The following is a 1,269-nucleotide window of genomic DNA, read 5'->3' on the forward strand; positions in this document are numbered from 1 at the left end:
GGCGTGCCCGACACAAGCTCAGAGAAGACGGCTGGATGAGCGCGGTTGCCACGGACCTCGAACTTGGTGTGGCATTTGGGGCAGATGTCGTAGGTCACGCTCACGTTCATATGGCCTAACGTTTGACATGAGAGGCGGCGCAAGGGCGTAGCCCTTGTGACGTCCTCTCGATGGAAGGGTTAGGCGTCACAGCGGTGACTCCGTTTTCCCCGGAATCTGCAGCTCTTCTAACCCGATAGAGAAGCGCTCAGAAAGAGCCATTTCAAGCTCAGCAAGTGAATTGAAGTTCGACCAATCTTGCATGTGAATGAAGTGATCCCAATCATCTGGGGTCTCCTCCCATCCAGAGTTCAAGATGCACAACCTGAGTCGATAACCGGTGACAACATTCGTATTCGGAGTTGATCGAGAAAGCAGTGGTTCGATCGAGGATTCTGAGACTCTAAGCTCCGAGACGGTTTCATCGATGAGTGGGTGAACCTCTATGAACGCGCGTCGCCCTTGTGGACCTGCGCGTACTTCAGCTTCTACCACTCGACCGAGTTTCAGGCGTTCGAGAACTTGCAGACGGTTCATTTCTGACGCCTAACGTTTGACATGAGAGGCGCTGCCCGGCTTGCCGGGCAGCGTCCTCTCGATGGAAGGGTTAGGCATCAGACGTAAGCGAACCATTCTTCAACCTTCTTGAGGCTGCACTCGATGGCCTGGTCCATATCATCGAAGTGCCACTCAGGGGGCGCCTGATCTGTGGGTGTTACGAGAGATAAGAACGCAGAGCGGCATTTCTCTGAGGTTACGACGGCTACCGGGAACCTTGGCTCATTTGGCTCGGCTCCGGCGTCCTTGAACTGCGAAACATCTTGGAAGACCTTGAGTAGCGTGTTGCCCCATCGATAGGCAAGGCCGCGGAGATCAAGGATCAAACCGTCAGCATCCAAGGCATGAATTCCGTGGAGCGCCATACTGGCCATGTACGCGCCGTGCGCGTTTCCTAGCGAACCATCTGGATACTCGCCGCTGATTGAAACCACCAAGATCCTTCGGCGGCCTGCCTGCGCAGGCTCGACCAAAAAGAATTGGCACTCGATGCCGCGTGGATGCGGCGGGGTTGCCTTAATCAAGGAATAGCTTGGCATGGCCGCTGATGCCTAACGTTCGACATGAGCGGGCCGCAACGGCGCGCTCAGTGTGGCCAAAGCGCGCAACCGCACCTCGCCGTTGTGGGTCCGCTCGATGGCGGGGTTAGATGACGGCATACGACGCAACGTC

General features: G+C 56.3%; 2 protein-coding genes. Both read right to left on the minus strand.

The genetic code is table 11. The annotated features are described in order from the left end of the window. Positions 1-186: 186 nt before the first annotated feature. The gene (locus tag E8D38_RS27755) at positions 187-576 is read right to left on the minus strand and encodes a hypothetical protein (protein ID WP_140637509.1); all 390 of its coding nucleotides are present in this window, start codon (positions 574-576) and stop codon (positions 187-189) included. Positions 577-653: 77 nt separating this feature from the next. Continuing rightward, complete coding sequence (locus tag E8D38_RS27760) at positions 654-1,136, minus strand: hypothetical protein (protein WP_140637511.1); 483 nt, start codon at positions 1,134-1,136, stop codon at positions 654-656. Between the last annotated feature and the right edge of the window lie 133 nt (positions 1,137-1,269).

The organism is Methylibium rhizosphaerae (genome assembly GCF_006386545.1).
GTDB classification, from domain to species: domain Bacteria; phylum Pseudomonadota; class Gammaproteobacteria; order Burkholderiales; family Burkholderiaceae_C; genus Pseudorivibacter; species Pseudorivibacter rhizosphaerae.